Annotated in this window: 30 protein-coding genes; 19 read left to right on the forward strand and 11 right to left on the reverse strand. The window is 59.0% G+C overall.

Annotated elements, in window-relative coordinates; translation table 11 throughout:
• Nucleotides 1–82: 82 nt before the first annotated feature.
• From AC13Q5_RS15155 to AC13Q5_RS15195, 9 genes are all read left to right on the forward strand, one after another.
• Nucleotides 83–739, forward strand: coding sequence for a VirB8 family type IV secretion system protein (locus AC13Q5_RS15155; RefSeq protein WP_488502200.1), 657 nt, complete (start codon nt 83–85; stop codon nt 737–739).
• Entirely contained in the window at nt 739–1,563 is an 825-nt protein-coding gene (locus tag AC13Q5_RS15160; RefSeq protein ID WP_488502436.1) for a TrbG/VirB9 family P-type conjugative transfer protein, read from the forward strand. The genes AC13Q5_RS15155 and AC13Q5_RS15160 overlap by 1 nt, the downstream gene beginning before the upstream one ends.
• Before the next feature lie 10 nt (nt 1,564–1,573).
• Entirely contained in the window at nt 1,574–2,902 is a 1,329-nt protein-coding gene (virB10, locus tag AC13Q5_RS15165; RefSeq protein WP_488502201.1) for a type IV secretion system protein VirB10, read from the forward strand.
• Complete coding sequence (gene virB11 / locus AC13Q5_RS15170; RefSeq protein ID WP_488502202.1) at nt 2,899–3,948, forward strand: P-type DNA transfer ATPase VirB11; 1,050 nt, start codon at nt 2,899–2,901, stop codon at nt 3,946–3,948. The genes virB10 and virB11 overlap by 4 nt, the downstream gene beginning before the upstream one ends.
• Nucleotides 3,917–6,670: a type IV secretory system conjugative DNA transfer family protein gene (locus AC13Q5_RS15175; protein ID WP_488502203.1), complete on the forward strand. Its 2,754-nt coding sequence runs from the start codon at nt 3,917–3,919 to the stop codon at nt 6,668–6,670. Before virB11 ends, AC13Q5_RS15175 begins: the two co-directional genes overlap by 32 nt.
• Nucleotides 6,671–6,728: 58 nt before the next feature.
• The gene (locus AC13Q5_RS15180; RefSeq protein ID WP_488502204.1) at nt 6,729–7,067 is read left to right on the forward strand and encodes a hypothetical protein; all 339 of its coding nucleotides are present in this window, start codon (nt 6,729–6,731) and stop codon (nt 7,065–7,067) included.
• A 289-nt stretch (nt 7,068–7,356) separates the two neighbouring features.
• The gene (locus AC13Q5_RS15185; RefSeq protein WP_488502205.1) at nt 7,357–7,641 is read left to right on the forward strand and encodes a type II toxin-antitoxin system TacA family antitoxin; all 285 of its coding nucleotides are present in this window, start codon (nt 7,357–7,359) and stop codon (nt 7,639–7,641) included.
• Nucleotides 7,641–8,123, forward strand: a complete 483-nt coding sequence (locus AC13Q5_RS15190; protein ID WP_488502206.1) for a GNAT family N-acetyltransferase — start codon at nt 7,641–7,643, stop codon at nt 8,121–8,123. The genes AC13Q5_RS15185 and AC13Q5_RS15190 overlap by 1 nt, the downstream gene beginning before the upstream one ends.
• Nucleotides 8,124–8,128: 5 nt before the next feature.
• The gene (locus AC13Q5_RS15195) at nt 8,129–8,407 is read left to right on the forward strand and encodes a hypothetical protein (RefSeq protein ID WP_488502207.1); all 279 of its coding nucleotides are present in this window, start codon (nt 8,129–8,131) and stop codon (nt 8,405–8,407) included.
• On the opposite strand, the gene AC13Q5_RS15200 is transcribed toward AC13Q5_RS15195, so the two are convergent.
• Nucleotides 8,389–9,735 (reverse strand): hypothetical protein, encoded by a 1,347-nt coding sequence (locus tag AC13Q5_RS15200; RefSeq protein WP_488502208.1) that lies wholly within the window; start codon nt 9,733–9,735, stop codon nt 8,389–8,391. The two genes, AC13Q5_RS15195 and AC13Q5_RS15200, sit on opposite strands and share 19 nt — an antisense overlap.
• A gap of 309 nt (nt 9,736–10,044) precedes the next feature.
• On the opposite strand from AC13Q5_RS15200, the gene AC13Q5_RS15205 reads away from it, so the two are divergent.
• Nucleotides 10,045–10,386: a helix-turn-helix domain-containing protein gene (locus AC13Q5_RS15205; RefSeq protein WP_488502209.1), complete on the forward strand. Its 342-nt coding sequence runs from the start codon at nt 10,045–10,047 to the stop codon at nt 10,384–10,386.
• A gap of 30 nt (nt 10,387–10,416) precedes the next feature.
• Here AC13Q5_RS15205 and AC13Q5_RS15210 read toward each other — a convergent pair whose 3' ends face one another.
• The 5 genes from AC13Q5_RS15210 to AC13Q5_RS15230 form a co-directional block, all read right to left on the reverse strand.
• Nucleotides 10,417–10,962, reverse strand: coding sequence for a hypothetical protein (locus AC13Q5_RS15210; protein WP_488502210.1), 546 nt, complete (start codon nt 10,960–10,962; stop codon nt 10,417–10,419).
• Between the two features lie 405 nt (nt 10,963–11,367).
• Nucleotides 11,368–11,682 (reverse strand): hypothetical protein, encoded by a 315-nt coding sequence (locus AC13Q5_RS15215; RefSeq protein ID WP_488502211.1) that lies wholly within the window; start codon nt 11,680–11,682, stop codon nt 11,368–11,370.
• Nucleotides 11,683–12,306, reverse strand: coding sequence for a thermonuclease family protein (locus AC13Q5_RS15220; protein ID WP_488502212.1), 624 nt, complete (start codon nt 12,304–12,306; stop codon nt 11,683–11,685).
• The gene (locus AC13Q5_RS15225) at nt 12,303–12,947 is read right to left on the reverse strand and encodes a thermonuclease family protein (RefSeq protein ID WP_488502213.1); all 645 of its coding nucleotides are present in this window, start codon (nt 12,945–12,947) and stop codon (nt 12,303–12,305) included. Before AC13Q5_RS15225 ends, AC13Q5_RS15220 begins: the two co-directional genes overlap by 4 nt.
• Complete coding sequence (locus AC13Q5_RS15230) at nt 12,947–13,642, reverse strand: thermonuclease family protein (protein WP_488502214.1); 696 nt, start codon at nt 13,640–13,642, stop codon at nt 12,947–12,949. The genes AC13Q5_RS15225 and AC13Q5_RS15230 overlap by 1 nt, the downstream gene beginning before the upstream one ends.
• Nucleotides 13,643–13,754: 112 nt before the next feature.
• Here AC13Q5_RS15230 and AC13Q5_RS15235 point away from each other — a divergent pair, with 112 nt between their 5' ends.
• The 5 genes from AC13Q5_RS15235 to AC13Q5_RS15255 all read left to right on the forward strand — a co-directional run bounded on the left by AC13Q5_RS15235 (nt 13,755) and on the right by AC13Q5_RS15255 (nt 17,832).
• Entirely contained in the window at nt 13,755–14,135 is a 381-nt protein-coding gene (locus AC13Q5_RS15235; RefSeq protein WP_488502215.1) for a hypothetical protein, read from the forward strand.
• A 162-nt stretch (nt 14,136–14,297) separates the two neighbouring features.
• Entirely contained in the window at nt 14,298–15,047 is a 750-nt protein-coding gene (locus tag AC13Q5_RS15240) for an AAA family ATPase (protein ID WP_488502216.1), read from the forward strand.
• A 4-nt stretch (nt 15,048–15,051) separates the two neighbouring features.
• Nucleotides 15,052–15,456: a hypothetical protein gene (locus AC13Q5_RS15245; RefSeq protein ID WP_488502217.1), complete on the forward strand. Its 405-nt coding sequence runs from the start codon at nt 15,052–15,054 to the stop codon at nt 15,454–15,456.
• A gap of 23 nt (nt 15,457–15,479) precedes the next feature.
• Nucleotides 15,480–15,854, forward strand: coding sequence for a hypothetical protein (locus AC13Q5_RS15250; protein WP_488502218.1), 375 nt, complete (start codon nt 15,480–15,482; stop codon nt 15,852–15,854).
• On the forward strand, nt 15,820–17,832 hold the full coding sequence (locus AC13Q5_RS15255; RefSeq protein ID WP_488502219.1) for a relaxase/mobilization nuclease domain-containing protein: 2,013 nt from the start codon (nt 15,820–15,822) through the stop codon (nt 17,830–17,832). The genes AC13Q5_RS15250 and AC13Q5_RS15255 overlap by 35 nt, the downstream gene beginning before the upstream one ends.
• 1 nt (nt 17,833) lies before the next feature.
• On the opposite strand, the gene AC13Q5_RS15260 is transcribed toward AC13Q5_RS15255, so the two are convergent.
• Both AC13Q5_RS15260 and AC13Q5_RS15265 read right to left on the reverse strand, forming a co-directional pair.
• Entirely contained in the window at nt 17,834–18,463 is a 630-nt protein-coding gene (locus AC13Q5_RS15260; RefSeq protein ID WP_488502220.1) for a hypothetical protein, read from the reverse strand.
• 191 nt (nt 18,464–18,654) lie between these two features.
• Entirely contained in the window at nt 18,655–19,668 is a 1,014-nt protein-coding gene (locus AC13Q5_RS15265) for a class I SAM-dependent methyltransferase (RefSeq protein WP_488502437.1), read from the reverse strand.
• Between the two features lie 265 nt (nt 19,669–19,933).
• Here AC13Q5_RS15265 and AC13Q5_RS15270 point away from each other — a divergent pair, with 265 nt between their 5' ends.
• The 3 genes from AC13Q5_RS15270 to AC13Q5_RS15280 all read left to right on the forward strand — a co-directional run bounded on the left by AC13Q5_RS15270 (nt 19,934) and on the right by AC13Q5_RS15280 (nt 23,583).
• The gene (locus AC13Q5_RS15270; RefSeq protein ID WP_488502221.1) at nt 19,934–20,833 is read left to right on the forward strand and encodes a helix-turn-helix domain-containing protein; all 900 of its coding nucleotides are present in this window, start codon (nt 19,934–19,936) and stop codon (nt 20,831–20,833) included.
• 99 nt (nt 20,834–20,932) lie between these two features.
• On the forward strand, nt 20,933–22,174 hold the full coding sequence (locus AC13Q5_RS15275; protein ID WP_488502222.1) for an MFS transporter: 1,242 nt from the start codon (nt 20,933–20,935) through the stop codon (nt 22,172–22,174).
• Nucleotides 22,171–23,583 carry a hypothetical protein gene (locus AC13Q5_RS15280; protein WP_488502223.1) on the forward strand — a complete coding sequence of 471 codons (1,413 nt, stop codon included), beginning with the start codon at nt 22,171–22,173 and terminating at the stop codon, nt 23,581–23,583. Before AC13Q5_RS15275 ends, AC13Q5_RS15280 begins: the two co-directional genes overlap by 4 nt.
• A gap of 15 nt (nt 23,584–23,598) precedes the next feature.
• Here the strand turns inward: AC13Q5_RS15280 and AC13Q5_RS15285 are convergent, their stop codons facing one another.
• Nucleotides 23,599–23,859, reverse strand: a complete 261-nt coding sequence (locus AC13Q5_RS15285; RefSeq protein ID WP_488502438.1) for a helix-turn-helix domain-containing protein — start codon at nt 23,857–23,859, stop codon at nt 23,599–23,601.
• A gap of 145 nt (nt 23,860–24,004) precedes the next feature.
• Between AC13Q5_RS15285 and AC13Q5_RS15290 the strand changes: the two genes are divergently transcribed.
• Nucleotides 24,005–24,481, forward strand: a complete 477-nt coding sequence (locus AC13Q5_RS15290; RefSeq protein WP_488502439.1) for a helix-turn-helix domain-containing protein — start codon at nt 24,005–24,007, stop codon at nt 24,479–24,481.
• Nucleotides 24,482–24,676: 195 nt separating this feature from the next.
• On the opposite strand, the gene AC13Q5_RS15295 is transcribed toward AC13Q5_RS15290, so the two are convergent.
• On the reverse strand, nt 24,677–25,924 hold the full coding sequence (locus AC13Q5_RS15295) for a type II toxin-antitoxin system HipA family toxin (RefSeq protein WP_488502224.1): 1,248 nt from the start codon (nt 25,922–25,924) through the stop codon (nt 24,677–24,679).
• Complete coding sequence (locus tag AC13Q5_RS15300) at nt 25,917–26,252, reverse strand: helix-turn-helix domain-containing protein (protein WP_488502225.1); 336 nt, start codon at nt 26,250–26,252, stop codon at nt 25,917–25,919. The genes AC13Q5_RS15295 and AC13Q5_RS15300 overlap by 8 nt, the downstream gene beginning before the upstream one ends.
• Nucleotides 26,253–26,350 lie beyond the last annotated feature (98 nt).

Raw genomic sequence — 26,350 nt, forward strand, 5'->3', positions numbered from 1 at the left:
ACACTTGGCATTGTTCAAAAGGCAATTGAGGGCCACGCCGGCCGACCATGTCCCAGGTCCTCAGGACATCTACGATCGGCACTTGTCGTGGGGAGAAAAAAACCGGTCTCTTCGCACGCTGATCGGTCTCATCTTGCTGGCATTCGCCGTTGCCGGCTGGGCTGTCGCTGGCGTGCTGTCGTTTTCGGTGGCGCAACTTTTTCCGCTCATTCGCACCGAGGTCGTTCCCCTCATAGTCGACAAGAACACCGGCTACATGGAGACCGTCACGACGCTCGACAAGGATCGATCGAACGTCTCGGAAATGCCGGCGGTGCGCGCGGCTTTTGTCGGCAACTATGTTATCCGCCGCGAGACCTACGATCCACGCTATCTTTCTGACAATTTCGACATGATTGCGCTGTGGTCGGAGCCGGGTTCGCAGGCATTCAAGGATTACGAAGAGTGGATGAACCCGTCCAATCCGAGGGGGCCGGTGAAGACGATAGGCGCCATCGGGGATATCCGGCCGGAGATCCTCTCGGTCAATCCCCTCAATCCCTCGACCATGGCCGTGCGGTTCGAAACACGGGAGCGCCGCCGCGGCGGCGAGGTCGTCAATCGCTGGTCGGCAACGGTGCGCTACCGGCAGATCAATCTTCCCGCCAGCAACCGGGTTCGGCTCTATAATCCATTGGGATTCGTCGTGACCGAATACGCCAAAGTCCCTGAGACCATGCCGTCGGGGATTGCCCCGTGATGAGATGGGTGGCTGCATTCTCTCTCTTTCTGCTGCTCTCACCGACCGTCGCTCATCCCGAACTGTTGGCGCGGCCCGGACGGCTCGACCCTCGTGTGCGCTCGCTTCCCTATTCGGCAGAGCAGGTATTTCAGGTGACGGGCACCTACGGACTGGTGACGACAATCCTCTTCGGCGCGGACGAGGAAATCACCCAGGTGGTCGCGGGCGACACCGTTTCCTGGCAGATTCTCACGTCGGCCGACCGGCGTTCCCTAACTTTGAAGCCGATGGAAAAGGATGCCGCGACCAATCTTTCTGTCGTCACCACCAAGCGGACCTATTCATTCGATCTGCGCGTCAACGACAGCAAGGCGATGCAGAACCAGACTTTCAAGCTGAAGTTCATCTACCCCGAGGATGCCGGCTTGAAAGGCACGGCTGAACTCTGGAAGCAGGCTCAGGACGCCGAGCGAAATCCGAACATCAAAAACATTCGCCGGGACAAGGTCAATTACGACTACGGCTTCAAGGGGAGCGATGGTGCCAAGCCGCTGTGGGTATTCGACGATGGGCTGAAGACCTTCATGAAATTCACGGGCGACGTTCCGGCGATCTTCATCGTCGATGGCAGGCGCCGGGAGAGCCTCGTGAACTACCGCCGCGAGGCCGACTACATCGTCATCGACAAGGTCTCACGACAATGGACGCTGCGCTACGGCACCGAGAGCGAAACCTGCCTCTTCAATCTTCGGACTGCCCCTGCCGATATCCCGGCGCCGATCGAAGGCGCGGTCGCACCAAAGCGGATCGGAACCGGCAACCCGCAACCCCAACCGCAATAGGAAGCGACCCATGTCCGATCCCAACTACCACTCGATCGACAACGATACCGCCATCGGAGGACAGGTCAGGCGTTCCGGGATAGGATTGATGCGTCCGATCGCAGTTGCGGCGGCGATCGGCGGCATCGGCGTGGTTCTGTATTTCCTCGTTGCGGGCGGAGAGAGGGAGCCGGCCGTCGATACCACCCCACGTGAGGAGTTTCGCCCGGTCCAGGCACCGCGCAACGAAGGTTTTAGAGCACCGGCGCCCCCGCCACTTCCGACTGTGGAAGTCCCCGAGGCCCCGCCGCCACCGCCGCCGCCGCCAGCACCTGTCGTCCCGGCCGCCGCTCCGGCCGCACCTACGGCCGAAGTCGACTGCACCCGAGGCAAGAACCCCGATAATCCGCGCTGCATTGAGCTCGCGCGGGAGGCAAAACTCCTGGAGCGCGTACGTTCCTCGGCAGTCGTCTTCGATCAATCGGACCAGGCGAGTGGCGCGGGCCGGGCGTCCGGTGATGGTAAGGGTGCAGGCCTATTCGGCACGGGGGTCGGGACAGGCACCCAACCGGCCTCGGACGGCAGTGGTGCGGTCGACAATGATCGTGCCTTCCTCAAGGCGATGGGTGGGCAGGGGGTGGAAGTGTCCGTTGCCACCGCAAACCGCCGCACCGATGCGTGGATCCCGCAGGGCACGATGATCCGCGGGACACTGGAGACGGCGATCAATTCCGACCTCGCCGGCATGGTCAAGGGGATCGTGCGCGAGGACGTCTATTCCTTCGACGGTCGTCGCATCCTCATCCCCGCTGGTTCCTCGCTGATTGGCGATTACAAATCGGGCGTTGAACGCGGGCAGGAGCGCATCCTGATCGTCTGGACGCGGATGATCCGTGGCGACGGCGTCTCGGTGCAGCTGGGCTCCTATGGCACCGACCGGCTTGGCCGGTCAGGCATGACCGGTGTCGTTGACCGGAAATATTGGGAGCGGTTCGGACCGCCGGCGCTGATGACGCTGATCGGCGGCGCCACGCAATACATCGCTCAGCTTGGCCAGAGGGAAGATCGCTACATCACCATCGTCAACGATAATGGCAGCGTCACCCGCATCCCGCAGGACAATGGCGAGACGTCACAAGATCGCGCCCGCGAAATCGCCGCTGAAACCATCGCCTCCGGCATCCAGCAATTGGGCACCGAAGCCTTTCAGGACAGCCGCAACATCCGGCCGACCATCCATATTCCACAAGGCTCCGACATCAACGTCTTCGTCACACGCGATCTTGATTTCGCCGACCTCTATCCCGATCCGGTTCGCGAGCGGTTCGAGAGCTTGCGCAAGCAGAGATACGGCAAATGAACGCACGTCCCGCAATCTCCGCCGAGCAGCATTTTCTGGCAGAGGCGCTGGAACCGATCCGGAGCTTCCTTGACGATCCCGCCGTCGTCGAGATCTCCTGCCAGCGCAGCCACGAAATCTGGCTCGAAAAGATTGGCCAGCTCAGCATGGTCAGACAAGAGGTCAGCGGCCTGGATCAGGAAGCGATCCGGCACATGGCCTCACGGGCGGCATCGTTTACGAAGCAGACCGTCAACGCCGAAAACCCGCTGCTGTCGGCGACGCTCAGCGGCGGCGAGCGTGTCCAGTTCGTTTTGAATCCGACGTCTGCAACCGGCCACGCTTTTTCGATCCGCAAGCAGTTCATCCGCCGCTTCGATCTCAACGACTATGAAAAGGCTGGCGCATTCCGCTTCACCAAGGTCACTGGAGACGACTACATCGACAATGTCGATATCGAACTGTCGCGGTTGCTGCGGGCGGGCAGGGTTCGGGCTTTCCTGGAACTTGCCGCGAACAACCACCGCAGCATGCTGATCTCCGGCGGGACGTCGACCGGCAAGACGACATTCCTCAACACCATGCTGACCGCCATTCCGAACCATGAGCGGTTCATCCTGATGCAGGATACGGCTGAGCTGGAGCCGTGCCAACAGAATGTCGTGTCGCTGCTCGTCTCCAAGGGCGGACAGGGCGAAGCCAGGGTCACCATGACCGATCTTCTGGCCACGGCGCTGCGCCTCAGGCCCGATCGCATCTTCATGGGCGAGCTGTGCGGCGACGAGGCGTTCGACTTCCTGAATGCCATCAACACCGGGCACCCGGGCTCGATGTCGACGATCCATGCGAACTCGCCGCACCATGCCTTCAACCGTCTTTCGACGCTGGTGCTGAACAGCAATGTGCGCATGGAGCGCGACGACATCATTCGATACATCCGCTCGATCATCCCGATCGTGGTCCAATTGAAGAAGAGCGATGCCGCCGGGGGCCGAGGCGTCAGCGAGATCTACTTTGCCGATGAGGTGGACGAAGATGGCAAGCGTATTCACGCACACGGACACTGACCGCCCGAAATGGACTGGCCTACAGCGCGCCTCGCTGTTCACCTTGCCGCTCACGTTGTTCGGACTTGCCATGATCTGGCTGGCCTTCTTCACGCTGATCTATGATGCGTATATTTCCTCTTTCGGGTCGGCCTCGTACTTTCACTACGTCGCGCGGGCGCGCTTTGTCGACGCCATTCGCTACACATTATCGATCATCCACACCCGCAATACAGTCGGACTGTCCCTTCTGGCGTTTGCCCTTTCCGCGCCGTTCCTGTTTTTTCTCCTTTCCCTCTGGATGCTGAAGGGTGGCCGGGCGCTGTCGCGCAAGATGCTATACCTTCTGCATGTCAGGTCGATGTTCAGCCTGATCGCCCACACGGCTCTCATTTTCGCCGCTGCTTATGGGGGTGTCGTCGCCTACGGCGTTGCCTTCTATCTCGTCGCCACCAAGGCTGGTGAATATGCCGAGATTGCCGGCTATTTTGGCAATCATCTCGCCGCCATGTACCAGGCGCCGTTTGGGGTCACCGACGCTGCCGGCGTCTATCAAAAGCCCTCCCGGCAGACGGTGCTCGCCGCACTCGCGGGTCTTGCCGCCGCCGGTGCCCTGATCGGCTTCCCGATCGGCGCGGCAATCCAGAAACGCCAGCGGATGATCATGGGCCGGGCGCGCCTGGCGACACTGAAAGATGCCGCCGACTTTCGGCTGCGCGACAAGCATGGCATCGTGCTCGGGTTGAAGCAGGGGCTTCTGCTGCGCAATGACGGCGACCAGCATGTGATGCTGATTGGCTCGCCCGGTCAAGGCAAGTCCCGCGCCTTCGCCATCCCGACGATGATGAGTTTTCAAGGGTCGCAGGTCGTGCTCGACATGAGCGGCGAGCTTTACAAGCAAACCTCCGGTTATCTCAAGCACAAGGGCTACGAGACCTTCCTGCTGGCACCGGGATCGAAATTTACCGACGGCTATAATCCGCTCGATCTCATCGGCACCGATCCTTACGAGCGGATCACCGACCTTCAGAAGATGACGCAGATGCTGTTGCCGGAGCGACTGCGGTCGGACTCCTCAGACTTCTGGGAGGAGAGCGCCAGGATCTTGCTGACGGCAATGCTCGGCTTTGTCCTTGAATGCCCGGATACGCGCAAATCGCTCAGTGAACTCTACCGTATCCTCAACTCGATGTCGGACGAGCGTAAGGCAATCATCCAGTTGCTGGAAAATTACGAGGACGTCCTTTCCGACCAGACCCGCATGCAGCTGACCAAATTCGCCGGCCGGCACGAAAAACTCGGCGAAGGGATCGCGGCAGAGATCGTTGCCAAGCTCAATTTCCTGCAGAACCCGCTGGTTGAGGCACTGACTTCGATCACGTCAATCCCGATCGACGCCATCCGAAAGCGCAAGCTCGCAATCTACGTCCAGGCCGACTGGAATGCGATGCAGATCTACGAGCGGCTGATCTCGATGTTCATCCAGCAGATGGCCGACAAGCTCGTGCAGATGGGTGAATTGCGCAATGGCGAGCACGAAGTTCTGATGATGCTCGACGAGTTCGGCAATGGCGGTCGCATCGACACGGTGCTGACACTTGCTCCCTTGATCCGCAAGAATGGTGTGCGCTTCGTCTTCATCCTTCAGGATGGCGCCCAGCTCGAGCGCCTCTACCAACGCTCGGGCCAGAAGATCCTGATGGGTGCTTCGACGATCAAGCTGTTCATGAATTTTCAGAACCAGGATGATGCGACGGCGGTCTCGCTGGCCGCCGGCAAGACGACGGAATGGGTGGAGCAATCGTCCTATTCCCATCGTCATGGCCGCAGGCAGCGGTCGGTCTCGAAAGTGCCGGTTGCAGTCGATCTTCTTCCCGTCAACACTCTGATGATGATGAAGCCAGAAGAGGCGATCCTGCAGGTCACCGGCATGCCGCTGATGCGCATCATGAAGCTGGACTCTGGTGGCGAACGGATGTTCGCGAAAGCGCGCAGGTTCAAGCCGGTTTCCAGACCGTGTCTGAGGTCAGTCGAATGGACGATCGCCGACAGCGACAGCTTCGCATCGATCGCGCCGAAAGTCCCGAAACAAGCTGACCGGACCGTCGGCGCGTCTGCGGGGACTGACGTCGATTTTGCAGCTGTCGAGCGGCCGAGACAACCACAAGATCTCCGCTTCATCGTCAAGGACGGCGTTCGTCATGTCTATATTTCCTCACTCGATGAACTGCGTCGCCGTTTGGATCTCGATGAGAAGCGGGCGGCCGGAGTGGCCGAAGAAGAGCTGCAGAATGAGGAGCAACAGCCGGTACGTAACGCGAGGCGTGGACCTCGCACCGTGCCCGCCGATGACATTGATCTCGATATCGATCACGAGAAGCTCAATCGAAACACCTATTCGGCTTCTTCTGCACGGCGGCGCAACCAGCGTGACAGTTCCTCAACCTCCCGGCACGCCTCCGTCGACCGGCTGTCCGGATCGGCCGTCCTTCGGCGCCAGGAGGTCAGGGAGGCGTTTGGAGGCGATCTCCAGGCCTTGAACGACGCAATTTTCCAGCAAGGGGAGGAGAATGCGATCGAGCCGGCGGATTTGAATCCGGATGTCGAGTTGCTGATCGACACCCTCTCGGATCGCCTGACGGAGGAGAGCTCGAGAGCCTATCTACGCGAATTCGCCCACACGGCGCGCGATCCGCTGCGCGAAGACGGCGAGCCGTCGGAGGCTAAGTCAGATGAGATATAGCGCGCGGCCGCTGCAACCATTACGGCGCACTGCGCCCGATTGTCAGGAGAAGCATATCGTGGCCAGGGTTGAACACCTTTCGAGCCGTCATCTTTCGGACGAGCGCAGTCTCGGGCGGATTGTCGCTACTGCCAGGGCCGATCCTGGCCTCTGGCTGATGGTGAAAGAGCGCGAAATGGAAATGCGTGCGATAATGGCCGAACTCAAGCGCCTGGACACCGACCCAACTGCGATTGACCGCTTGTTTCCGAACCGGCTGAAGCCGCGGCTATCGGAAATTGCGGATGACCTGGTATCGCGCATGTTCGGAAGCTGCCCGCCGGAGATGCTGGCGCCTGTTCAGGAAGCCTTGTTGGAAGCCGCCAAGCGTGAGCTGGATGCGCCCCAGACGGATTGAGGACCGCTGCTGTTAGCCTACGCGCCGATCAGGCTCAAATCTGGAAGGTTCAACGCGGATTGCTACACGGTTTGGATACGCGCCACTTATCGCAGGTGGAGCATAAACCAAGGTATCCGCTGGCGCGTGCGAGATTGTCGCTCTCCCCGGTCCATTCGGCATGGAGCCTCTTTACGCCGTTCTTGACGCAGCGGTTTCCGACCCTCTTGTTCAATCCTCTGTGCCTACCATTTTTAGATACACAATGTGTATCTGATTGTGCTATCATGGCTTTGAAAGGAACCACGCCATGGCCACAAAATCTTTGACGGACTCGCATGCGAAGCCGGTCCACCTGCGTATCCGCGAAGACGTGCGCAAGGTGATCGACCGCGCCGCCAGCATTCGCGGCAAGAGCCGCACTGACTTCATGATCGACGCGGCCTACCGCGCTGCGGAAGATGCCTTGCTCGACCAAACGCTTGTGCGGGTCGATGAAGACAGTTATCGCCACTTCTTGGCCATCCTCGACCAGCCGCCGGACGGGGAGGGCTTCGAGCGGCTGATGAACGCGCCCAGGCCCTGGCAGTCCTGATGCTGTCCGCTCCGGCGCTTCTTAAGGAAGCGCATGATCTCGACTTGTTCCAGAGCGGTAACGACACGCTGGATGAATGGCTGCGCCGCCGGGCTCGATCCAATCAGGTCAGCGGCGCGTCCCGGACCTATGTTGTCGCGGAAGGGCCGCGGGTCGTCGGCTTTTACTGCCTTGCCTCCGGCGCGCTTGATCTCGCCGATGCACCGGGATCAGTTCGCAGGAATATGCCGGATCCTATACCCATGGCGGTTCTCGGCCGCCTCGCCATCGACCGCGAATGGCAGGGCAAAGGATTGGGCGCGGCGCTATTGCAGGATGCCGTTCTACGCACGTCGCAGGCTGCATCCATCATGGGCATTCGCGGTCTTCTCGTTCACGCGATTTCCGAAGAGGCCAAAGCCTTTTACGAGCACTATGGATTCCAGTGCTCACCCAATCATCCCATGACGCTGGTGCTCTCGCTCAAGACCAAGACCGGATAAGGCTGATGACAATCGCATTTGCCACCACATTTCCCGGCGGCGCCGCGATTGCAGCCGACACGCTGACGCACAATTCTGACCCGATGCAGCCGGTGATGAACGCTCCAATGGTTCTCGGTGTGGCACAACGGGTTGCGATTACCCAGGTTCCTCTCAGCGGAAAAATCATAGGTTTGGAGAAATTGAAACAGCTTCCCCCTGGCGCAGATCAACCCGACTGTTCGGGCAATTGGCGGATACCATCCGTGTGGATTTTGCGTTGGTCCTATGCATGGCGAATTTGACTTATCGCCCAATCCTGCAGGCGTCTGGCGGTGCCCGGCGCATTCGCTTCGGCGAGATCCTCTGGAAAGAGACTGAAGATCGGCCCGAGATGCTTCATGCGCGGCACGGTCTTGTCCTTGGCTTTCCGGTATTCTTCAGTCTCCATACCGAACGCCTCGATGACGAGCGTTACAGGCCGATTTTCCCTGTAGGTAGCCTCTATCAGGAAGTCCGGGCGGCATAGCCCGAGTGGCGTCTCCGATGCAAAGAGCGGCTTGGTGATCTTCATCCGCAATTCGGGAATCGCCTCGAACAGGGACTGCTGCAGCCAGAACAGTAGATGCGAGACGGCCCGTTCAAAACCGGATTCCACCGGAAACAGCGTGTCGCCGTTATAGACCGGCTGCGCATAGGCCTGGACTGCCCGCACCTGCCCTTCGTCATCATCCTGAAAATCGACGTTGAGCAAACTCAGAAATGGGCCGCGATGCGTGGGATCACCGCGAAGCGGTTGCCGCACTTTCCCAAGCACCTCGATCGGCCACGATGACGATGCCGGCATAATCGCCTGGGCGGATATGCTTGTCGTGAAGAGCAGCATGAAGCCAGTCCGGCGATGCGTTGCTGGCCAATCCGGCCGGGAGATTTCGAGCAACCGCTGCCAACGGCTGTCCGCTTCCCAATAGTCTGCCGCCCAGGTCGACATCAATGCGTTCAACGTCCAGGTTCGCAGCACCCTGAGCTTCTTCGCGGCGCCACGCAGCCTTGAAAGCTGGTCTCGGAACGCAAGATCGGGATCGTCCTGCAGCGGCGGGACGACGTTCGTGCCGGCGTCATCGAGCAACCGCCACAGGATACCTCCAAGTCTAGAAGGCCGGTCGTTTCGTTCGGACGATCGGGCGAGCTCGCGATCCGCGACATCCGCGAGGCGGTCGGGAATGGCCGGCAGCGCTTCGATGTAGCTGCGATCGGATTTGGGCACCGGCCGAATGTGATAGGTTCGATCAATGAGGGCTGGCGTGGCGTCCTTATCGACACGAAAGGGGCAGGTGTGCGCGTGGTTTGGCCTTTCCTCGTGCCGAAGAGGATCCTCGTCCTGCGCGGTCAGCCGTCGCAGCGTGAATGTGCGCTCCTGCCGGATGGGGGTGAGCAATGGTTGGCATTGACCGGCGAGGCAGTCGCATTTGATCCAGCCGTTCATCACTCTGACGCGCCTGATCACCGCAAGAGCGATCGCCTCGTCCTCTTTGGAGGCGGCATTGCCGTACCAGGCGCGAAGTGCCGCGGCTTCGTTTTCGGTGAGTTCGGCCAGCCCGTGCGCGGGACTGTTGCGGACGACTATACGCATGCCGTCGAAGTGTCGGCCACGTGCCGGCCGCCGTGCGGACCGCAAGCCGTCACCGGTCCTCTTGCGCCGGCTGATCGTAGCGGTGTAGGTGTAAGAGGCGTAACGAAGTTGTGAACTGCCCAACGTGAAAGATGGCCAACAACGGGTTTACGCTTGGTCGTAGAGGTTGCCGGTCGATATCGGGTATTGAATGAGCAAGAGGCTATCGAAGATATTGCGGCTCCGAAGGCGAGGCGGGCTCTGTCGTCATCTTGTTGGCATGTCCATCTGTCGTGGATCAGCAGTATCTGCGGCCAAGGAAGGTGTTCCATGCCTCGTTTAAAACGCGACATTCCGATCGAACCCGTCGATATGGCGTCGTTGGAGGCACTGACGTTCCAGGAGAGGCTCGCGATTGGCATCGAGCGGTTGAAGGCTGAACGTGACGTGACGAACAGGGTGCTGGCCGAGCAGCTCGGGGTAGATGAAGCATACATATCGCGCCTGGCCCGGGCGATGGGTGATGTCAAGCTGTCGACCCTCGACAGGATGCAGCGAGCGTGGAACGTCGATGGCGAGAATTTGCTCAAGGTCACGGAAGCCGATCTCCCGCTGATAGCGGTCTGGAAAACACGCCTGAAAAAGAAGAAAGCTGCCGAGACGACGCCGTGATCCTGACGCCGTCGCGGCCTGTGAGGATGGCTAGTGGTTCAGATTGAACCAGAACCTCTCCTTTACGCCTTGGTCGTTTGGGATGTCGAAAAACCAGGGGTCTGCACGCCGCGGCCGGGGAGTTGCGATCTCCTGAATGCAGATCTCACCGTCCCGACCGTAGCGTCGGTTTATCGTCAAAACTGTCGAGCCGGCACTGTTCTCGCGCCGGCCCGGAGATCGGCAGACATCGACCGTCTTGACGCACTGGTCGGGTTCGCTGCGGAGGCCGTCGTCGCCCTGCGAGCTGTAGCCGACTGTCGTTCCCGCAGGGCAAGCCTCATAGGTGTCGCGTCCTGGCTTCCCCGCGTTGGCCTCATGGCAAATGGGCCACGAAAATCCGGGCTTCGACATCGCTGCGATGAGCCTTGTCATGGGCGGAACGCAATAGGGGACGCCATGCCAGGACGGATTCTTCGACGCCGCGCATAATAAGACCTGGCATCCCCAGGAGGCATCTTGAGCTTTTGCAGGTGCCGACGGAAATCCGCTGGCTACCCCCATCAAGACTGCGGCAAAGATCACGATCGCTTTCACTATTCGCCTCCCTCCCTTGGATCCCCTATTGAATTTGCGCCCAGATCCCGTCGATCTTTGCAAATGACAGGACACCAGGCTGTGACGTCCCCGCAAACGATCCGCTCGTCGTGGTGATGACGCCGGTGCAGGTAACGCCAGATACCGCTTCGCGCGGCTTACATTCGGAAATTCGGATCGAGCGGCCCGACCTGGCAATTGCGGCGCTCGCTTCCTCGTCAGTGGGGACCTCTATCTCCGACCTCCGCCGGGCTTCTTGCCTCCGCCGAGCGATGTCCTGTTCGAGTTCTGTCATCCCACCGCGTCGACCAAGCTCGTTGATGGCGTATCCGCCGCCGGTTCCAATGACGAAAGCGATCGCGGCGGAGATCAGCGCTCCTTTGCTGGACGTCCTCATCGGCGACCTCAATATCCCTCGATTCCGAGACGCTTCAGGATGGCGACTGGATCGGTTTCGCACTCCTTCTTCCATTCAGCATGTTTCGCGCAGGCGTAGGCGTATTGGCTGAGGTCCGCCGACGACAGGTCCGCAAGCCGGTTGCCGACCGCTTTCCATTGCTGCACGTCCGTCGGATCGCAGCCGGCGCCGCCTGCTCCGCAAAAGTCCGGATCGCGCTGTTCAATCTGCTTCTGGGTGGCGCCGTCTTGCGCGCTGGTTGCGGGCGGAGCGACGATCAGCAGAAGCGCCACAACGGCGAAGAGTCGGGAGAAGCGTTTCATTCAACCTCCATGCGTGTTCGTAAGGGTCACCGCGCCGTCTCGGGTGACCGGTAAGGGCAGCGGTAGGACCTGGTCGGATTCCGACGAAAGCCTATCGGACAGTCCCTCATTCGCCGTCGACGCGGTATAGAGCCATGGAGGCAGCAGGTCCGGCGACGACCAGACACCGAAACCGAGCCCGCGGGCCTTTCGCTCGATATCTAAATAGGCGGGGACCTGGGGTTCATTGCGATAGTTGAAGGCGTAGCCGACGCCTTCCGCGATGGCGGTCGCGGCCAGGTTCGCCTCACCGACAAAGCAATGGGCGATTAGAACCTTGTTGGCGTCCCGGCCGATCGGCGCGCAATTGACGTTCTGGCCAAGCGTTCGAAGGATCATCCAGGCACGTGACACCTGCCCTGCCGGCCACGTCACGCCTTCGCTCGTCGCCGTCTGCTCCAGGCGAGGAGTTTCATAGCCCGCGAGCCGGACGACGTGACGGCTCTTGATAAACTCGAATGTTCTGCCGTCGATGATCTGTACCTTGCCGTAAATCTGGCGCGGCACATCAGTCGGGCGGCCTTGCCCGAGCGATGCCGTCTGGGTCATTGCGAGCAATATCATCGTGAGGGCGGCGGCTTTCATCGCGACGCTCCAACTTGCTGCATGAGGATGGTGACCGGATGCGGCATGTCCGGATACGCCCAAAGACCTGCCCGCGCCGTGCGCGCGCTTTCCTCGGCGATCCTGTAGCCTGGAACGATCAGATGGCCGGCACCGTCGACCGCCGCAAATCCCCAGCCCTGAGCGATCAAATAGGTCGCCAGATCGTAGCGACGCTGCCCTGCGGTCGTCTGGCACGCAACGACGAGATTGTTGCGGTCGATGTCCTTCATGTTCGTACAGACGGGTCTCGCGTCCCTGATCATGGCCTGCGTCATGATCACGTTGAGTTCTCCGCAATCCCGGACAGCGCCGCCGGAAAGCGTGATGCTGGTCCCGCGCAGGCATGCCTGCAGGCCATAGAGGCGATACCGCCTACCGCCGGAGACCCAGGTGTCGCCGGTCTCGAACTGCGCTTCCGCGGGGAATGGCGCGAATTCCGATGGAGCACGATCCCCGGCTGCCGCGCGTTCGGCCTGCGATAGCTGAACGGGAGCGACTGGGGGCAAGGCATGCCGCGCGGCGGGAAGTTCCGCGCCGGCAAGCATTGGCATGATGGTGATGCCCGCATAAAGGCCTGAAACGGTAATCGTGGAAAGCAGCATGAAGGTTCCGATCCGCATCAGTGCATTGCTGGATTTGCGCGATAGCGCTCACCGTAGGGATGCACGAAATGGTCGTTTGCCCAGATCCCGGCTCTTGCGCTTCGTGCGGCGTCTTCGGCGCGCGCATATTCCGGGAAGAGGGGGCGACCCGCACGGTCACGAGAAGCAAACGCCATTCCCTTGGCTATGAGATCTTCCGAGAGCGATCGCACTGCGCCGTCTTTCACGAAAAAGCACTCCGCGAAGCGCACGGTCGGCCGGCCGGAATTTCGCGCTAGCTCATGGCAGGGGAACGCATTGCGGGCACTTGCCTTCGCCTCGCCAAGAACAGCGGTCATTCCGGCCAGCGAGATCGTGGAGCATGTCGCAACCACACCCCCATATTCTATTCGGCCGGTCGAAAGGCAGCCTTGCACTCCGGCCAGCCTGACAACCGTGCCATCATCAGCGAGAAACGCGCTGCCGCTCAGCGCGGCCTCCGGGCTGACGCTTTGCAGATCAAGCCCTGTCGCAATCGAGGACGTGTCGAGTGGCGTCTGTAGCCCGGGAATCATATCCTGCCCTCGTGCATAGGCCTCCTGATAGGAGCTGACGAACTCCGCAATCGGGTCGGCCTGCGCGGCCATTGGCAGAGCGATGAAAAAACCGACAAGGGTCCAAAGGTGGGGGCGAGTGGGTCGCCATGCGCCATTGTTCATGTTCGCATCCGTCATCTGTTGACTTGCCTGATCATGCATAAACTTGTACTGTAGCGCAAGTCTGGAATTCCATTAGGGTTGAGGTGAGGTTTTCTGGACGTTCGAATTCGCATGTGGAGACAAGCAGATGGTGGTGCATCGAAAGGGGCTCAGAGCCTTGGCGTTTCCGTTCCGGGCGGCGTGGTTCTTGATCTTGATAGCGAACTTTTTGCTGGTGGCGGGGGCGTGCCTTTTGGTGGCGGCCTTCGTGGGCTACGCGATTGCGTTGACATTTTCGTATGCGTTCCTGCCGGCAGAGTGGACCGAGGCGCTGTGGCAGTGGGCCGCGGACCTCTATGACCGGTCTTCCTGGTTCAAGGCTGCGACGATCACCTTCTTTGTGCTCCTTTTCCTGCCGATTCTGCGGTTTTGGCCGGGGAGGGATCCGATCGCCGATGCAGCTCGCGAGCGGGAGACGATGCGACTGAACGACGAGCTGATTGCGGCGCGGCAGCGCCGACTGCTCTAACGGAAGCTTCGGGCCTGAAAGCAGGATTTCGGGCGCTTATGCGTTTGGTGATCAGAAGCTTGCGCCCATCGCCTCATGCGCGTCGGCCGTACGCCTATGTCTCCTGATCCGCTCGGTTGGCCACGGCGCCGACTTCCAGTTCCTAAAACGGCGAGGAATTCGATGACAGCAAAACCGCTCTCGCTTGCCATTTCGACCTTCAAGGGCGGCGCCGGGAAATCGACTCTGAACGTCAATCTTGCAGCAGAGTTCGCCCAACAGGGGCACAGGACGCTGTTGATCGATTGCGATGAGCAGGAATCAGCCACGCGTTGGTACAATGTCTCCATGAAGCGGGGATTGCTGCCGACGGATGGGACGCTGCTACATTTGCGAGTTGCTCCTGCAGACCGGTTTCGGGATCGGCTCGACAATGCTCCCGAGGCTGATATTCGGATCTACGATGTCGGCGGCTATGTGCACCAGCGCGCTATCGACGTCTACCGCGAGTGCGACGCGATCATCATACCGGTCATCCCGGAACCGACCGCCGCGACGTCGGCTATCAAGGTGGCGACGATTCTGAACGAGATCTCGAGGAAACGGGGTCGGGGACCGATCCCTTATGCTGCGATCTGGAACCATGTCGACATGATCGCCCTCAAGCACAACCGGTCGCTACCCGAGGTTCACGCGATCCTGACGAGCGGCAGGATCCCAATGGTCGAGACAGTCGTCCGCAAAAGCAACCACTTCAGTGACGTCGGTGCCGGCTTTGGCTCGCTCTATTCCAAGCTTGCCAGCATCGAGAACAATCCCACCCTGACGCCGTCGGCCAAGCGCCGAGCTTCGGAAAGCGTGCTCGACGCGATCGATCTCGTGAAGAGGATCAATAACGAGTTCATCGGCCTTCTTCAGGCGGAGGCGGCTTGAGATCATGTCGAGGGAAAGAACGCCGGCCGGAAATATTCTCGCCCTTGCCCGATCCAGAGAAGGCCAGGCGAAGGACGTCGTGGAAACTGCGACCTCGTACATGCCGACCAATATCGACCTCGATACGCTCATGCCTGATGATGTTCCTCAGGGGCGGGAAGAAACCATCCTTCCAGACACTCGACCGCCGCAAATCCGAGGCCCAAGCAAACATCAACGCGGCGAGCGATCGGCGCCCAAGGAACGCGTACCGGCAACGGGCGCAGACGTGAAGCGAAAGCGGATATCGCTCTATCTCGATGACGACGTGCTGACGAAAATCTTCCGGGTGTCGTTGGAACGCCACGAGCAACTGTCGTCGGCGACGCACAGGCTCATTCTCGAGGCGCTGAAGGCGAGGGGGCTATAGATCGGATGCGAGAGCCGCCCATCATGTTCCGTCTGCCCGATCACGTTCTGAGCAATGCGGAGACTCTTGCCACACGGCTCGAGATTTCCGTCAACATCGTCGCCAAGCTGATCGTCATCAGGGAGATCATGCACGTTCCCGCGATGCTCGACGAACACGACCGGCAATTGGCAAACATACACCAGTTTCTACGCGAGCTTGCTTTTCGCAACGAGGCGTTTCTTCGCGAGCAGGGCGGACATGCGGGGAGCACCAATGCGATCGCGCACAAGCTCGAGGACGTCATGGGCGCTCTCGATGCAATTCGTGATGCCGCCTTCGTCCGACCGTCGTCCTATATCGTTGACCTGATCAGGAAACATGATGAACGAGCCGTCCAGAAGTCGCTCGAAGTCTAGGCTGGAAGGCCGAAGACTGCCGAGCTATTTCGATCTGATCGAAGACGAACTGCGTCGGCGCGGCGGCGGTGGCGGAAAACGGCCGTCGATCACAAAAGCTGGCAAACCTCCCGCCAGGCATCCCGGTGCCGCCTCGGCACTCAGCCGTGCGCTCGGGAACAACGCTGTCGTCGTCAAGGTCCTATCCTATGGCGCCGGCGCGAGCTCCGCTCGCAGCGTGCTTTCCTATCAGAGCAAAGAAGAGAAGGCGCTTGACCAGGACGGCCGTGACGTGTCCGACCTCAATGAGGCAGTACGTTCATGGGAGAGAGAGTTCGGTAGCCGCAAGGGCAGCAAGGACGTTCTTCGGCTGACCTACGAGCTCGAAAGCGCCAGCCGGGAAGACATCGGCCGCGCTATCAATGCGCTCGCCGAAGATGGTTTCCATCACACCGGCGACACCGGCCGGACCTATGCCTTCAGTGTCAGCGAGGGCGTGAAGGGGCAGACACGCCTGGATTTCGCGCTGGTAATCGCCCATGAAAAGAAGGACCGGTCTGATCGAAACAGCCGAAATCGCATTCCGGCAGAGATCGACGTCGTGCATGCGATCGATGCGCGGCTGGATGAAACTTTAAGGCGAGGGGGCATCATGCCGATCTCGCGCTATCCCGCTGATTTCTCGTCAGGTCCGAAAGGCCTGACAGCAACGCTCCACGCCATGCAGCGCAGGGGTGCGGAAGTGACGCTTTCCACGAAAACACGCATAGAGGAGCGGCCCGGCAAGAGCGGGCGTTACTTGCGTGGCGCCGAGCGGCACGAGGTCACTACCGCAAACCACAAGCAATTGACGGCGGAGGGGAAGATCGTCGGCGCTCTCATCCAGACCCGGCAGCCGCGGGACTTCATGCATCTCCTGTTGTCGGGACCGGCGAACGTCGACCGCGATCGTTTCGTCGCGGCCGGCCGTGACTTCCTGAAAGAGCAATTTGCGGCGCATCGTTATGCCTATGCGGTGCATAACCGCAACGATCTTCAGAAGCATCCACATTTGCATGTGATCGTGGCGCTGCGCAACGCCGATGGCAGGACGCTGAACCCCAACATTCGCGACTTCACCGAATGGCGGCTCCGCTTCGCCGAGAAGGCGCGCGAACGTGGCATCCCGATCGACCGCCAGAAGCGCATCGAACGCGCCGGCCCACCGCCCGTCAAACGTTGGGAATGGGAAATGTTCCGGCGGATGGGAGTGATGGCGCCGAGCAACGTGGTTGAGAAGGTAATGTCCAAGGTTCGCGATACGCCGTCGGCTCCGACGCTGGAGGACGCCAGGAGGCGGCTCGAGCAGAGCCGTCGATCGGTCGGAATGGTCATCAGGATGCTCGACGGGATTGCCAAGGACCGATCCGCGCCGAGCACGGCACGCGAGCTGAGCCAGGACCTGTCGATTGGACTGCAACGCGAATACCGGCGGCTTGAAACAGCCGTCCACGGTGGCCGGGACCCCGCACAAGAGAAAGGCGAAGAAAACATGCTACGATCGACACCCATCAGCGCCGCCCAGGCGAAGACAGCGAAAGAAACGCTCGCGAATACCGCGTTGAGCCTTGCCTCGAAAATCGCCAACCCATCGGACCGGCTGATCTTCGAGCAAGCGACGAAGATCATTGGAAAGGTCGTCGGATTGCAGCTCGATTCCCGCGTCGTGAAGAACCGCGACCGCGACGAGGCCGACAAGGATAAACGCGGCTCTGGCAGCCTGGAGACGAAATCGGCCGCCGGGCGCGATCACGTTGCAGAGCAGGGCATCGTCAATAAAAGCTCGAACAACCGCTCGGTCGATCAATCACGCATCGCTCGGTCCAACGCCGAGCATGAGCGGCCGGAAACAGATCGTTCGGATCGCGAACGTCAGAAAGCCCAACAGCGTGATCGCGACGCACCGAAATCGATCAAGCTTCGACCGCCCCAGGAGAAAGATCGGGACCGGGGTCGCTGAATTACAAGTCTCGGCTCTTCGAGCAGCTCAATCCCAAAATTTGTTCGATCTTGGCATGAAGTTCCCGCACGTCGCGCGCTACAGGCAATGGGCCCAGGAGATTTACAGCCCTTGCAAGCTCGGCGGACGAGTCTCGGCTGTTGTCCAGCGCTGAATATTGAAAGGCAGCGATACCCGCTGTTTGGGCGACAGTGAAAGCTGACGAGGTGCTGCTGACGAATACGGCTTTGCCTTTATTGATCCTGTACCGCTCCATCGCTTGCGTAATTGCGGCGACTTGGATTCTGCGCCAGATGCCACCTGCATGCGGGTCCTTCGTTCGACTATCTTGCGGCGAACCAACCGCCGTTATCCAAAAATCGGGCGAGGCCTCTCGAACTTTGAGCAACATATCGAGAATCCCTCTCGGCATGGTATCCTCAGGGTAGCCGCGAGAGAGGAAACCGAAGCGAATATCTCGTTTTCGCAGCTCCCGTAGATATCGAACAAGTCTCTCATTGATATCACCCAGCGTGAGATCCGCAGAACAACCCCTGCTCTTGAGAAGAACATTGTCCCTTTCAAAGATGATAATGCCTGTAGTGCCGATACTGCGGAATATGCAGTGAAACTCATGAGAATCGAGGTTCATTGGCAGACAACCAGGCTGTCTCCAGCTCTGTCCCTTCAAAGATTCCATTTGTCAGTCTGACAGCTGAGCTATATGATTGATCTTGCCGGTTGGTGCACGTAACCCAACTTGTCTATCGGTGTGGAGCATCGGCGCGGCTGTCCAAATCGCTTTGGATACAATCACCAAGCCGGGTCACGCGAGTCCGATCACTAAAGTGTCCAGGATCTACCAGATACAAGCCGCACATCCGCCTCGGGATAAAGCCGATAGGGAAGTTCTGCATAGACGTATTCGCCCGGTATTGCGGCGGGCCAGAGCTTCGACATGAACCGACCGAGGTTTTCCGGTTTGTTGCTGGAAATGACGGTATAGAAATTGCCGCTATTCCAGGTCACGAATGTGTGGCTGAAAAAGTGCCGCAGTGTGTCACCCATCTGCTCCAGACTGACTTCGTTTTGGTTCATTCGTGTCAGAACGGTGTTTTCTTTCTCGCGAATATCGGCGGTGCTGAAGAAACGAGCCTTGAAGCCATAGTCCTTTTGCAGTTCGCGCCGCCGGTACTCCTCATCATCGTCATGCGTGAACTTCTCGACGAATATGAAGAGCCCATCGGTTTTCAGGTGTTGTGACACGAAGCGGATTTGATCGAAGCGATTGGGCGAGTACATCTGAAAGGTCGTGTCCTCGACGATTATGTCGAAACCATCGGCAAATGCCCGCAGCTCAGTGTCATCTCTGATCCTTTGAGGTGTCAAATGATGAAACGGGCCGTGGAAAAACGCGGCATGAGGAGGAACCCCAAAGGCATGGAAGCTTCTCAGGTTCTCTATATTTGGGCTGCACGAAAGCGTTTCCACCCTGCCATTGCCAATCTCCGCAATCACGCGAGCCATCGTGCCCTCGGCTGTTCCCAAGGTATAGATGCTAAGCCTTCCTTTTCTGGCACGAGCATATTTGAGAATTGCACAACCGAGGCGGCACTCCTCTTCGAACCGATAAGGTATGCTACTGAGGTAATGCTGATCGAACGGACCTTGCCTCAAGGGATGAAGGGTTGAAAAGCGCCTGAACGTCAGGTCCTGCGGAAACAGGCGGTGATCAAGCCAAGGCGGTTGAAGTGGCATACCCGCCCGCCCGGATGCGGTTTTCGAAAAGAACTCTGAAAGCTCGTTGAGACGCGGCGCGCGTTCGCATTCTTCGAAAAAGGTGGAGAAATCCCGCATGTCGTGCTCCGTCGGTTCGACACGCATCGGTGCTCTTGCTGCGAAAACTTGGGTTGCTGCTCTATTGAGCCGAACGAACACCGTGCAGCGGCAGGTTTGCAGAAAGCTCGGTCTCCCGACCGTCATAATCTCGTTATTCTTTCAAAAAATTGTCATAAAATTTTGCGTTGCAGGAGACAGATCAGAATCGCGCTTTAGTTTGTAGTTCAAGATGCCGCTTGCTTCGCACGGCTTCCCGGAGGCAATCGACGGAAGGAAATTGTAGATGGTGCGTTCTGCTGCGTTTGACCCAGTCACGATCAGGCGCGCAGAACATTCCACATTTTTCCGCGAGCATGGGTGCTGGCGCTCAGTCCGCGCGGACGTCGTCCGCAGGACAGGCCTCGGGCGGCAGGAAACGAATCTTGTCGCCGACAACCATGCGATCCTCCTGAACATGCAAGGCGTTGCAAAGCACGGCGAAGACTATCTGGATGGCCGGAAGGTCGCATTTAAACAAAGGCCGGTCGGTTCTCTATCGTTTATTCCGGCAGACCATCGTTGGAACGGTTGGGACGATGGCGACACCACGGCGTCCTATCTATTAATTACCGTAGGCAAAAAATTTATCCGGAACCATTTCGACAGCGTACCCGGAACCGATCCTGATCAGCTGACGCCGACGCTCGGTTTCGAGGACCCACTGATTCAATATGCTGCACGCAGCATTCGTTCCGAGATAGGGGAACGGGATTCCTTGTCCAATATGACGGTGGAAAGCCATGTGCGGACGATCTTCCTTCGGCTTTTTCGCCTCTCGGGCGAAGAGCGACTGTACCTGAAAGGCGGTCTTTCGTCCGCGATCCTGAAGCGTCTCATCGAAAAGATCGATGCGAACCTGGATGGGTCTTTGACCCTGGCCGAGTTAGCCCAAGAGGCGGGATTGAGCGAGTATTATTTCTCGAAAGCATTTCGGCAATCGACCGGTTTACCGCCCCATGCATACATCGTTCGAAGACGCGTGGAGCGGGCGAGCGAAATGCTTTGCTATTCCGAACATTCGATAACCGAGATTGCCTATGCTTGTGGCTTCTCCAGCCCCAGTCATCTTGCGGCAGCCTTCCGCCGCCTAATGGGTACCACCCCGAAACAACACAGAGCAGAATGGAAGGACCAAGCACGTTGACGCGTCGGAGCGGATTGCAGCAGGATTCTGAAAGTGGCATATCGCATCGTCCGCTAGAGTGACGGCACGCAAGCGCTAGCTCTACAAATTGGCGGATACATGGATCAAGATGCCAATATCGCACCGGACCAATTGAGGCGGCGCTCGGTCCGCTCTTTCCTCCTGGTTAGCGTTCTCTTTTCTGCCGCCGGCCGCAATGCCTACTACGTCGGAGCAATCTGGATCCTAGCGGAGACGGGCAATAGCGCCGGCTCCATCGCCCTGTTTCTGGCCCTCAGCAGCATCTCGGAGTTTCTGGCGAGCGCGCCGGTCGGTTATCTCGTCGATCGTTTCGATCGGAGGCGGCTATGCCTGGCAGGCGACGCTATCAGGACCGTCATCTTGGTCATCACATCTGCCGCGGTGGTCGAGCAAACGGCCAATCATACCTTCTATCTCTCTGCGATTTTTTTTGCGGCGGCCGACCGGCTATACCTTACTGCCTCGTCGGCAATCGTACCATCGATCACGTCACCCGAGCGTCTCGTGGCGTTCAATTCTCTGACTTACGGTGCCATGCAGACCGGAAACATGCTTGCAGCGATTGCGACCGGGTGGCTGCTCGGCGCTACCACGCAGACGATACCATTCCTGTTTGCCGCCGGTACATTCGCGATTTCAATGCTCAGCATGCTTCAAGCCGCCCACCACCTTCCGAGCGAGGCCGCCCATAATTGCCGCCCTCCTCAAGCTTCCTCGGAAACTGCTGAAGGCCAGGGGACGGGTCGTGTGCCGATGTTGCTTGTCGTCAGCTATGTGCTGATTTACGCGTTGGGAATGCTCGTCAGCGCGCTCATGTCGAAGTTCGTGCTGCAGGAGCTCGAGGGGAATGCCTTTGAATTCGGCCTGGTGGAATTCTACTGGGGAGCTGGCGCAATGATCAGCATGCTGATTTTGACCCTCCGGCATTTCCGAAGCGCTGATGGCAGTGTCATTCCGATCATCGTGCTTCTGTCCGCCGTGGCAATGACCGCCTTCTACCCCACGCGTAATCTCGATATTGCCTTTGCACTCATGGCAATCCTTGGCGCTTGCTATAACCTTTCGCGGGTACTGATTGATGTTGAAATACAGCGACGAATAGCGGGTGCAAAGCTGGGGCGAGCAAAAGGCTGGATGCATGCCATTTGCATGGGCTTTAGCTTGACGATCTATGCAGCTCTTGCCGCCACCGGTGACAAGTCCCGTCCGTCCACGGTGTTCCTGGCTTTCGGGCTCGGGATGATCGCTTGCATTGTTACCGGTTATCTTCTGAACTTAGCCAGATCGAAAATTTCCACACGCCGAGAGGCGCGGTCATGAGCGAATGGTCAGGAGATACAAATCCTCAGTTGACCAAGCACGCCGTCTTGGACCTGATCGGCACCCTATTTCCATGGATCGCCGACTTCCAGCACAGAAGCTTGGCGGATTATGCTCGAGCGGCCTTCGACACCGAGCCGCATAGAAGCACGTGTGGTGTCCGCCAGCACGCGATGTCGCACTTTCAACGATCTATCTTCCGGGCGGGCAGGAAGGCTGGCCTCGCGGATGATCGGGCCAGCGTGATTGCAGCCGAGATCGTCCTTGCCCCTGTCATGCAAGCCGGACCTCACCTGCATTTGCTGATCGAGCCGGATGCCTACTACACACATCTCTTCAGTCTGATGGGTCTAAGGGCGCATCACCGCTCAGCTTATCTTTCCTACGCGGTATCGACGGTCAAATTCGTGGAACGAGGCCGAAAGGGACCAGGGTGGCTAAAGATCAGCGGCGACGCCATCAACGTCTTCGGCCTAAGCCGCAGCCAGATGATCCCCTATAGCATACTTGCCCGAAACGGCCCCTATCGCTTCGCTCTGAAAAATGTCGATCGCGGCGGGAACGACAGCGACCTCGTCGCACGGCTGCGTTCGATATTGCCGCAGGGCGAATATCCGTCTGCTGCGTCTGCGATCAAACATGCCAATCTGCACCTCTGGAAGAGATATTTCGATCCCGACATCGACTTCTTGCAGATCGATGACGAGGATGTGGCCGATCTCGTTGTCGATCATCTTCAGGACAAATCGTCCTGGCTGGCGCGGAATTTGTTTGTGAACTGCGGATTCGTGAGAGGTCTGCTCTCCTCCGTTGACGACCTTGCCAATGGTCCCTGGGAGGGTTGGTTGAAGAATTCCACCGACCTGTTCTGGGGTAGCGATCGGGGCCGCCTCTTTCCCCTGCGAGTAGTGGGGCACAGGCTCGAGGCAGGGAGAGCGGAGGATTGCTCCCTTGTATTCGAGGTGGATGCAGTCATCGAGGCGTTACAGGCGCGCAAGATTATTCCGAATCTTCTTTTGATGTTCATCGTCACCGCGATATTGCCGGGCATACGCGTCCTCGGCGGCAGCCGGCACACCGTTTATTATCCCCTAATGCGCCATGCCTTTTCTCGGGCGCTCACCATGGAAGGACAGGCCGAGCTAGCTGCTACGATCGCTGCTGACCGCCGGTCGGGAGTTTGGGGACATCGGGTGCTTCTGGAGAATGCCGAGCCGTTTGCAGAGCTCAATAGCCTGGGCTCGGGTAACATCGAGCCCGCGCTCGACAGCTATCGCGGCCTCTCGCTGGAGGAAGCTGGTGGCACTTTCGAGAGTTTTGCGGATGACCCATTATGGGCACATCTCAGGGTTCACCATAGCGAAGGCACTTTGAGCGTGGATGATCCAGAGTGGGCGCTCGCAAAATAATCTCGGTTCCTTAGCTCAGACCTTCGGCTTCCTTCCGGCCCTCAGCGGTTTTGGCTTATCTCCAGGCGACGGTTCCAAAAAGAACTTAGAGATATCTATCGACAACGCATTCGCAATGCGATCCAGCAGATCAATAGAGGCGTTGTACTTTCCTCTTTCCAGATCACTGATCACGGTGCGATCCACATGCGCGTCTACCGCGAGGTTTTCTTGCGTAAGCTTTTGCGCTGACCTGTGATGTCGCAGATTCCACGCTATGCGCGCACGAGTTTCCATGCGCAATGGGCAACATCTTGCGTTGCATTAATCCATGGAATATATTCGACATATTCTGTTTTCAGCTCCAACTTCGGGGCACGGTACGCCCTTGCCGCTCCCAAATGATGATGCGAGTGGCGTCTCCCATCTAAGGGCAAACGCGATGCATGATCGGGTAGAAAAGCGATTTGCAAGCTCCGGGCGAGAGGCGTTTCGAGCTGAAGAGAAGAGCAACCAATCGTCGCATCCCGTCGATATCCACGTAGGACAGCAGCTGCGCATCAGGCGTGTCCACTCTAACCTCTCGCAAACGGAACTCGGTGAGAAGGTTGGTCTGAGCTACCAGCAAGTCCAAAAATATGAGAGCGGCAAGAACCGGATCAGCGCGTCAATGCTGTATGAGATCGCCAGCGGATTGAATGTGCCGGTGAGCTGCTTTTTCGACGGACTGCCGCAGCCGGGCTCAGGGGAGGGGATGGCCATCGCGCCGGAGGCAGACGAACGTATTGCCTATCTCGCCACCGCAGAAGGGCGCCGCTTCGTTGAAGAAATTCTCCGTCTGTCGCCAAAGCTCCGGACTAGGACATTAGCATTGATCAGGGTGGTTGCCGGAGATGAAGATAATTCCGAAGACGATTGAACCCCACTTATCAGGCGCTTGCGCGCCGGCGATCGAGGTCAACCGTTCGATTGTCCAATTCGTCGAAGCTCAATTACGTGCTTAGGTATTGCCGAGCGTCTTCAGCGCTTCGCAATGCCAGCGTCCTCGACCTCTGAGACGGGACCGGTGATGACGTTCCTTTTCCCTGGCTCAAGCTATGAAGGAACGTTGTTTTCAAAGCGCCAGCGCCCGTCTGAGATCGTCATGCTCAAAAGCACTGGCCATGCGAGTTATTTCGGCCGACCGAGCTCCAACTGCCTTGGCGGTTTCGCGCCAGGTCGTGGTTACCGTCGCGACTTCTTTGATGACCGCGCGCGCCTGGGACAGCGTGAGGGCGAAATACTCCGATGCTTGTTCAAGCAGGTCGAGCGAGCAGGTACCCTCGTCGAGATCAATGTTCGTCGTCAGAACGCGCGCCTTGAGATCTGTTGGCACTGGGTTGAGATCATAAGCGGGCGAAAGCGACCATCCGGCCTTGCCGAGCCAGAGGAAGCCATGGTTGCGCAGGTGATCGTCGACATTGGAGATCAGCACGTTGAAGACGACGCGCCGGTAGAGCGCGTGGGCGTCCGTCTTTCCCTGTGCGCCATGCTCGGCCAGGGCGTCGACGATCTCGGGGTAGCTGCCACGCTCGCCGTCCCTGGCGCCCATCATCGCCATTGCGGACAGGAAGGGGATGCGGATCGCGCCATCGCGATCGAAGCGTCGAGACAGCATCACGGCCTTGCCGGCAACTTCGACAAGTTCGTGTTGTGGGGTGACGATGCCGGCTTGGTCGGCTAGCCGCAACGCAATCTCCTCCCAAATTTCCATGCTATAGTCGTCCGTCTCCTTTGGAAACTTGGCGATGGAGAGACGGCCATGTTGGTCGATGACCGACGCCTTCGGCCGCGCACCTCCGAGGGAGGAACCGGGCGCGAAGATTAGTTGTAGGTCTTCGTCCGTTTCCTCGTCCCGGAGAATCCGCTCAGTGATCTGAAGCAGACGACCAAGCTCGATCAGGGCCGGCACGCCGGTTCTGATTGGCGCTTGAAAGGCCTTATCGTCCAACCAGCGAAACCGAAGCGCGCCGAGCCGCGTCTCATCCGCCACCCCAAGCAGGTAGTCACTTTCTGTGAGCGTCCGAACGGCGCGGTTTTCGCGTTCAGCGAGACGGCGCTCAGCGCGCTGCATGAGGCGACGGCCCCAGGTATCTGGTGCTGAGTCCCCGATCGAGCCGAAAGTTGTCAGTCCAGCAGGGGGAGCGAAAGCGCCACGAGTCAAAGCCAGCGCTGGCTCCAGCGAGAAGTGATGCGGATCCTCAAGCCAAGCGCTATCGTACTCAAAGAGAATCGTTTCCGCGCCGCGGACGCGATTGCTTCTCGCCAATCCGACCGGGCGCGTGTGGCCGTGCAGATCGATATGAACCTCGAAGTCAGTCATTCCGAGACGATCCGATTGGCCGCTTTAGATGAACGTGCTTGGGCAGATCGGCACTGGCTAGCGCCTGTCCGACGCTGTCGTTGCTGATGTCGGCCAATTGGCTCAGACCTTCGAGGAGGCCAAGGGCCTGGAGGACGCCAGCGTAGATGCCGATGCTCACATTACTGTCGCCAGCTTCGACTCGTTGTAGAGTGGAGCGGGATGTGAAGGCTCTCTCGGCCACAACGGCCATAGGCAGCTTGCGACGACGGCGGGCGTCGTGGATATCCGAGCCGAGCTTCCGTAAAGCTCGGCGCACGGCCGCCGAAGGGGTATGTGGTGTTGGCATTTGTCACCTTCGTACTACAAATTGCTAAGATATGTAGCACGAAAATAACATTTTTCCAACTCCATGGAGCTGTCCCCAATTGCCCGCAACGTGAAGTG

The organism is Martinezella sp. CNPSo 3964, assembly GCF_057784375.1.

What these genes read in the sequence shown, in the direction of transcription:
- AC13Q5_RS15215 (WP_488502211.1), bottom strand. Translation starts at nt 11,682, where the DNA reads ATGAAACGCTTCTCCCGACTCTTCGCCGTTGTGGCGCTTCTGCTGATC.
- virB11 (WP_488502202.1), top strand. Translation starts at nt 2,899, where the DNA reads ATGAACGCACGTCCCGCAATCTCCGCCGAGCAGCATTTTCTGGCAGAG.
- AC13Q5_RS15175 (WP_488502203.1), top strand. Translation starts at nt 3,917, where the DNA reads ATGGCAAGCGTATTCACGCACACGGACACTGACCGCCCGAAATGGACT.
- AC13Q5_RS15230 (WP_488502214.1), bottom strand. Translation starts at nt 13,642, where the DNA reads ATGACGGATGCGAACATGAACAATGGCGCATGGCGACCCACTCGCCCC.
- AC13Q5_RS15190 (WP_488502206.1), top strand. Translation starts at nt 7,641, where the DNA reads ATGCTGTCCGCTCCGGCGCTTCTTAAGGAAGCGCATGATCTCGACTTG.
- AC13Q5_RS15255 (WP_488502219.1), top strand. Translation starts at nt 15,820, where the DNA reads ATGAACGAGCCGTCCAGAAGTCGCTCGAAGTCTAGGCTGGAAGGCCGA.
- AC13Q5_RS15200 (WP_488502208.1), bottom strand. Translation starts at nt 9,735, where the DNA reads ATGCGTATAGTCGTCCGCAACAGTCCCGCGCACGGGCTGGCCGAACTC.
- AC13Q5_RS15235 (WP_488502215.1), top strand. Translation starts at nt 13,755, where the DNA reads ATGGTGGTGCATCGAAAGGGGCTCAGAGCCTTGGCGTTTCCGTTCCGG.
- virB10 (WP_488502201.1), top strand. Translation starts at nt 1,574, where the DNA reads ATGTCCGATCCCAACTACCACTCGATCGACAACGATACCGCCATCGGA.
- AC13Q5_RS15240 (WP_488502216.1), top strand. Translation starts at nt 14,298, where the DNA reads ATGACAGCAAAACCGCTCTCGCTTGCCATTTCGACCTTCAAGGGCGGC.
- AC13Q5_RS15290 (WP_488502439.1), top strand. Translation starts at nt 24,005, where the DNA reads ATGCATGATCGGGTAGAAAAGCGATTTGCAAGCTCCGGGCGAGAGGCG.
- AC13Q5_RS15225 (WP_488502213.1), bottom strand. Translation starts at nt 12,947, where the DNA reads ATGCGGATCGGAACCTTCATGCTGCTTTCCACGATTACCGTTTCAGGC.
- AC13Q5_RS15270 (WP_488502221.1), top strand. Translation starts at nt 19,934, where the DNA reads ATGGTGCGTTCTGCTGCGTTTGACCCAGTCACGATCAGGCGCGCAGAA.
- AC13Q5_RS15300 (WP_488502225.1), bottom strand. Translation starts at nt 26,252, where the DNA reads ATGCCAACACCACATACCCCTTCGGCGGCCGTGCGCCGAGCTTTACGG.
- AC13Q5_RS15280 (WP_488502223.1), top strand. Translation starts at nt 22,171, where the DNA reads ATGAGCGAATGGTCAGGAGATACAAATCCTCAGTTGACCAAGCACGCC.
- AC13Q5_RS15245 (WP_488502217.1), top strand. Translation starts at nt 15,052, where the DNA reads ATGTCGAGGGAAAGAACGCCGGCCGGAAATATTCTCGCCCTTGCCCGA.
- AC13Q5_RS15195 (WP_488502207.1), top strand. Translation starts at nt 8,129, where the DNA reads ATGACAATCGCATTTGCCACCACATTTCCCGGCGGCGCCGCGATTGCA.
- AC13Q5_RS15205 (WP_488502209.1), top strand. Translation starts at nt 10,045, where the DNA reads ATGCCTCGTTTAAAACGCGACATTCCGATCGAACCCGTCGATATGGCG.
- AC13Q5_RS15260 (WP_488502220.1), bottom strand. Translation starts at nt 18,463, where the DNA reads ATGAACCTCGATTCTCATGAGTTTCACTGCATATTCCGCAGTATCGGC.
- AC13Q5_RS15220 (WP_488502212.1), bottom strand. Translation starts at nt 12,306, where the DNA reads ATGAAAGCCGCCGCCCTCACGATGATATTGCTCGCAATGACCCAGACG.
- AC13Q5_RS15250 (WP_488502218.1), top strand. Translation starts at nt 15,480, where the DNA reads ATGTTCCGTCTGCCCGATCACGTTCTGAGCAATGCGGAGACTCTTGCC.
- AC13Q5_RS15295 (WP_488502224.1), bottom strand. Translation starts at nt 25,924, where the DNA reads ATGACTGACTTCGAGGTTCATATCGATCTGCACGGCCACACGCGCCCG.
- AC13Q5_RS15275 (WP_488502222.1), top strand. Translation starts at nt 20,933, where the DNA reads ATGGATCAAGATGCCAATATCGCACCGGACCAATTGAGGCGGCGCTCG.
- AC13Q5_RS15160 (WP_488502436.1), top strand. Translation starts at nt 739, where the DNA reads ATGAGATGGGTGGCTGCATTCTCTCTCTTTCTGCTGCTCTCACCGACC.
- AC13Q5_RS15185 (WP_488502205.1), top strand. Translation starts at nt 7,357, where the DNA reads ATGGCCACAAAATCTTTGACGGACTCGCATGCGAAGCCGGTCCACCTG.
- AC13Q5_RS15265 (WP_488502437.1), bottom strand. Translation starts at nt 19,668, where the DNA reads ATGCGGGATTTCTCCACCTTTTTCGAAGAATGCGAACGCGCGCCGCGT.
- AC13Q5_RS15285 (WP_488502438.1), bottom strand. Translation starts at nt 23,859, where the DNA reads ATGGAAACTCGTGCGCGCATAGCGTGGAATCTGCGACATCACAGGTCA.